General features: G+C 47.4%; 5 protein-coding genes. All 5 read left to right on the top strand.

Annotated elements, in window-relative coordinates; translation table 11 throughout:
* The coding region (locus L7E55_RS17270) for a helix-turn-helix domain-containing protein (RefSeq protein ID WP_277445604.1) at positions 1-209 on the top strand (209 nt) is incomplete at its 5' end.
* 787 nt (positions 210-996) lie between these two features.
* Positions 997-1215, top strand: coding sequence for a TetR/AcrR family transcriptional regulator (locus L7E55_RS17620; RefSeq protein ID WP_338091253.1), 219 nt, complete (start codon positions 997-999; stop codon positions 1213-1215).
* Complete coding sequence (locus tag L7E55_RS17260) at positions 1187-1399, top strand: ATP-binding protein (RefSeq protein ID WP_338091252.1); 213 nt, start codon at positions 1187-1189, stop codon at positions 1397-1399. The genes L7E55_RS17620 and L7E55_RS17260 overlap by 29 nt, the downstream gene beginning before the upstream one ends.
* A 511-nt stretch (positions 1400-1910) precedes the next feature.
* Positions 1911-3443 carry a UbiD family decarboxylase gene (locus L7E55_RS17255; protein ID WP_277445603.1) on the top strand — a complete coding sequence of 511 codons (1533 nt, stop codon included), beginning with the start codon at positions 1911-1913 and terminating at the stop codon, positions 3441-3443.
* Positions 3444-3842: 399 nt separating this feature from the next.
* Positions 3843-5393, top strand: coding sequence for a class I adenylate-forming enzyme family protein (locus L7E55_RS17250; protein ID WP_277445602.1), 1551 nt, complete (start codon positions 3843-3845; stop codon positions 5391-5393).
* The last annotated feature ends 151 nt before the right edge of the window (positions 5394-5544 follow it).

The following is a 5544-nucleotide window of genomic DNA, read 5'->3' as shown; positions in this document are numbered from 1 at the left end:
ATTCCTTAACGACGAAAACGTTACCAGTAGATAATATTAATGTTACCGTCACTGTTCAAGGAAACTTTAAAGAAATGGTTGATGATGCGGAAAAGCAGATTTTAAGACACGTTTTGGATTCTTGTGGGGGGGATCGCAAAAAAGCATCCCGGAAGTTGGGGATAGGACGAACCACTTTGTGGCGAAAACTTTCGGAAATTAATGATTAATAGAGTGAACACCGGGTTGTTTTTCCGTTCCTCACTAAAACCATAAGGTTTGCTTTGGCTTATGCCGGGGCAAACCTTTAATGTTAATTCATACTTGTACAACTAAAAGCTTAAAATATGTGTACAGAAACAAAGATATCAGGCTGCCATGTAAAGTTTATGCCTGAATCTCTAAATTTCAGTGCAGGAGTGTAAATAATCTTGTGTAGTGCGGCCAGGCAAGATCGCTAATTCTAGTGGGTGAAAGTCCCACCAAGGTAATGCTTAACCAGCAGCCCTGTAGCTAGTCCTTGGAGGTTTCCAGACAATCAATATTTTTAACTGATAAGGACAATATCTTGACCTTGATATTTTATTATGTTACAATTTTGCCAACCAAATGGCCGGTTGGTAAAATTAATTATAAATAAGCTAAAGTGACTACTTCGTCAAAAGATGAAAGCAATGTCATTGTCACCGAATTTAAAAAGCGTCTTAATCGCGGGCTGATGTACAAACCGTGCGGATCGCACGTTGTTTTCATAAGGAAAAACTTCCATTGACGATTTAGTTAATCACTTAGTCGGACGGGTGATGGACCAGTTTGGCTTACCGCACAACTTGACTCGCCGATGGGGTGAAGTAAGTCTGGTCGGACCGAGATCAGTGAGGTGAAACCCCAGTTATGTATATTCTGGATGGATATGTAACACTAAAAGGCAAACCTAAAGAAATGGTAAGAAACGATTATACGTATAAATTCTAACTCATGTAAATAATAAGTAATATAAGGAGCGGAGAGATTGCCATGGATCGAGATATAAATCTTACCGAAACTTTTTCAGGCCTTAATAAACGAGATGAAATTATCCAAGTTGCAGGTGAACTATTTCGACGTTTAGGTTATGCTGAAACTTCAATGAAAGACATTGCCGATAAAGTGGGCATTTTAAAAGGAAGTTTGTACTATCATTTTAGCAGCAAAGAGGAATTGCTCAATGAAGTTATACCAGGGGGAAGGAATTAAACCTGACGTGCTTGAGAAAATAGGTACACCTTTCTTTACTACTAAAGATTATGGAACGGGTTTAGGACTTGCGGTTTGTTATGGCATTGCGGCCAGGCATAACGCAAAGATAAAAGTAGAAACCAGCGCCAATGGGATAACTTTTCTCGTACAGTTCAAAAAATGTAAATCAATAGCAAGTTAATATTCATTGTTTATTTGACCGCAAAATGCTTACATTCTTTGTCCGTTAATATTACTCATTAACCCTGTCCGGGAAAATGTCCCGGACAGGGTTTTTTCTACTAATCTTCAGGAATGTTTCAAATTTGAAACGACGATGTTTCAAAAGTAACACATGTTAATATTTCTTTCCCAGCCAAACAAATTCTCAAAACATTATTATTAGAAAGTTTAACCTGTGTAACTCCAACATAAGGCTTCTAAAATGGGAAATCCAATTTTTTATATAATTTATGGTATGGATTTTGCATAAATTATTTTTATCAATTTCAAAACTTAATAAAAGGAGGAGCTAAAAAATGGGTAGGTATCATGCTGACTTAAGGGAGTACATCGCCATGCTGGAGAAGCAGGGAAAACTAAACAGGGTAGGGAGAATAAGCTATTAGTTATGTTATACTAATAAACTGTTTAACAGTTTATTAGTTAGGAGTTAAGCCTAACTCAAAAACCATTCTGAAGGGGGTTTTATCATGTCGAACCATTACTTAGCAAGTCTGAGGACCACCATCGATCACCTGAGATCCACGAACCGATTGTTGGAGACCGATGTGGAGGTTAATCCGGAACTGGAGATGACAGGCATCCAGAAGCACTTTGACGGGGGGTTGCCCATTCTTTTCAACAAAGTGAAAGGCTACCCCAACGGACGTCTGTTTACCAACCTTTACGGCGACGGGAATTTGATTGCCGATATCTATGACGCCGGAGACGAGAGAACATTCAAGTGGAGAATTCTCGAAGGCATCCGCAATCCGCTTCCGCCCCGCGAAGTGAAAGATGCTCCGTGCCAGGAAGTCGTTGTGGACAAGAACATCGACGTATGGCCCATAATCCCTATGATCAAGCATACCCCTTCCGACCCGGGAAGGACTTTAGGGGGCGGCAACACGCTGGCCACAGGCAAGTGGTTCTGGGGCGGCACCCATATCAGCTACAATCGAATGTTCTTCAGGGGCCCCGACTTCTCCACGTTTCAGATCTCACCCGGCTCGCACACCGACATGATCGCGTCCAAATTTTACCGGAAAGAGCTGATCCCGCTGACCATCAACATGGGGGTTCCTCCTGCATGCACATTAATGGCCGGTGCGGGATTCGTCTACACGATCCTTCCTCCCGGCTGCGACGAGCTGGGCATCGCCGGTCGGGTGCAGGGTTTCCCGGTAGACATCGTCAAGGCGAGGACCATCGACGCCTATTCCATCGCCCAGGCGGAATACGTGATCGAGGGCTACCTCGACACAACCCAGAAGGTGTGGGAGAGCGATCTCGCGGAGCGTGACCAACGGCAGGGCGTATACCCGTTCCATCCGGAATGGTCGGGATACATGGGCAAGGCCTACAGGACTTACAAGTTCCAGGTGACAGCAGTGACCCACCGGAAGGACAAACCCATTTATTATCCCCTGTGCGTCCACAGCTATGACGACCACAACATCGACACCATGGTGAGAACAGCCTCCTTCTTCGAGCTTGCAGAACGGGTCTGCCCGGGACTCACCGTGGATACCAACATCCCGATGGCAATTCCCGATTGGGGCGGCGTGATCTTCCAGGTGAAGAAGCGCAGGCAGCGGGATGAGGGGTTTGTGAAGAACATCCTCTCCACAGCTCTCTCCTGCTCCATCGGCGCGCGCCTGGCTATCGCGGTGGATCCGGACATTGATATCTACAGCATGGATGACGTCATGTGGGCCATTGCGACCCGGGTGGATGCGAAAGATGATATTATGATCGTGTCCCCGGGAGGGGCCGGCCAAACCTTCCAGCCGGCAGAGAGAAGCTCGGCGGGAGAAAAAGACTGGACCCAGACCAACATCAAGTTCTCCGGCGCCATTGCGCTCGACGCCACCGTGCCGTACCGATACGTGGATGCCTTTGAGAAGGCAAAATACCCGGTCGAGCTGGTCGACCTGAAGAAGTGGTTCAGTGAGGATCAAATTGCGAAGGGCAAGGCTACGCAAGGGGAGTATGCCAAGCTCTTTGCAAGAACGGGTTTTTAAGAAAAGAGCTCCAGGGGATCCACGCCAAACCATCAGGAACGACGGACGGTATCTATTGGAGCACTTAACTCAAGATACTGTCAAACCTTTATGAGAAACATCCAGCAGGACGTCAGAATAATGAGCATCATGGAGGGGATGAACAGTGAAGAGATTCCAACACTACTTTAATGCCCTCCATGTCTTTTGCTTCTTTTGCAAACTTGGGATTCCGAAAAAAACGGCTCGACGAATCGCCAAATCCTATGAATTCTTCACGAGACCGGTACTTTACGCCCAACGCTCTCGCAATCTACGGTTACCCCAATTTGATAAGGAGGCAAGCGTTTTTGGAAGAATGATCTAGAAATAAAGAAGTTTTGTGAATAAGGATCAAGAGTTTTAAAAGGGGGGGCGCACATGGCTGTGCAACAGCAGCAGGAACAACAGCAAGAGAACGCTTATGTCAGTTGGCACACCTTGATCGAAGATTACGCTAAATCCCAGCCGGACAAGGTATTTATTGAAAGTTTAGACCAGGGTAAACGCATCACCTTCCGCGAGATGAACGAATGGTGCAACAGGGTGGCGAATTTCCTGAAAGCCAGAGGGCTTACGCCGAGCGATAAGGTAACGCTCATAGGAAAGAACTCCATAGAGAGTATGATCATCTATTTCGGTACGCTGAAGTACGGCAGCATTCTCAATCCGATTTTCGCCGAGGAAAGCGAAGAGAACATCTACCGGATCGTGAATCTCGCCCAAACATCCCTCATCCTGTACGACAGCGACTTGCACCTTGACAAGGGAAAGAGACCTTCCGCCCAGTGGATCTCTTTCTCGGAATTTTTCGGAAATGAGGCCGCCGAAGGAGAGCTCTGGGAGCTTCTGAGAGACCAGCCCGCAACATTTGACGGCCATCTCGGAGACGCACGCGATGCGGGCTTGATCGTATATACCTCAGGCACGACCGAGCTGCCGAAGGGGATTCTCATATCCAGAGATGCTTTGTTCTGTATGGTCGACGAAATATCGGAACGAATGGGCATTACGGAAAAGGACAGGGTCCTGGAGTACAGGGCGTACAACTGGCTTTCTTCCACGCTTCTCACGATTCTCACGAGCATGATGAGAGGCAATACCCTCTTTCTTGCAAAGAAGTTCTCCCGGAGCAGATTCCCGGACTGGGTGAAGAAGCACGACATCACGGTCTCATCAGGCGTACCCGCAGTCTTCAGCATGCTGGTCAATGAGCCGGTTCCTCTCACCAGGGGCGACATACCGAATCTGCGGTTCATGACGTCGAGCTCGGCCCCGCTCCCTGTGGAAACACATCTCAAATTCGAAGAAATGTACGGGATCCCGATCAATCAGGCAATGGGCATGAGCGAGGCGGGATGGATGGTGGGGAATCCTCCGGCAAAAAGAAAGATGGGCTCGGTAGGCCTTCCCCTGAAGCACAAGGAAGTCTTTTTTCTCAATGAAGACGGAGACAGGTGCAAGCCTGGCGAAGTGGGCGAGATGGTCGTAAAGGGAAGAGCAATGGGTTCGTGCTATCTCAAGGGAGACGGCAGTACGGACGTATTCTCCAAGGAAGGCTTTGCCACGGGAGATCTCGGGTACATGGATGAGGAAGGCTACGTCCATATCACGGGACGAAAGAAGGACCTGATCATTCGTGGAGGCATCAACATATCCCCCATGGAGATCACTTCGCGTCTGCTGGAGCACCCCGCGGTGGCCGAAGCGGCAACAGTTGGAGCGCCCGACAAAATCTACGGAGAGGAAGTGGTATGCTTTGCTGCGAAGAAGGATGGGTTCGAGATCTCGGAAGAAGAACTCATTGCCCACTGCAAAACGACGCTTCCCGATTTCAAGGCGCCTAAGAAGATTATCTTCATAAAGACACTACCAAGGAATCAGCGGGGAAAAGTGGCAAAGAAGGACCTTCTGAAGCTACTTGAAGGATAGGGACTCCCGGAAAGTGAAAGAAAAGGTTGGCACCTCTGCTATCTTAATAAACGCAACGCGCCCATTTGCCTTCCCCGCAGTTTCTTTGCCGGCTAAGGAATATATGGAAAATGCTAAAAATATCTGGGAAAAATTGGGACTACCAAATCTG

Origin of the sequence: Pelotomaculum isophthalicicum JI (assembly GCF_029478095.1) — a bacterium.
Taxonomy (GTDB): domain Bacteria; phylum Bacillota; class Desulfotomaculia; order Desulfotomaculales; family Pelotomaculaceae; genus Pelotomaculum_D; species Pelotomaculum_D isophthalicicum.
The sequence above is the reverse complement of the archived record's forward strand: the minus strand, read 5'-3'. Positions and strand labels throughout refer to the sequence as shown.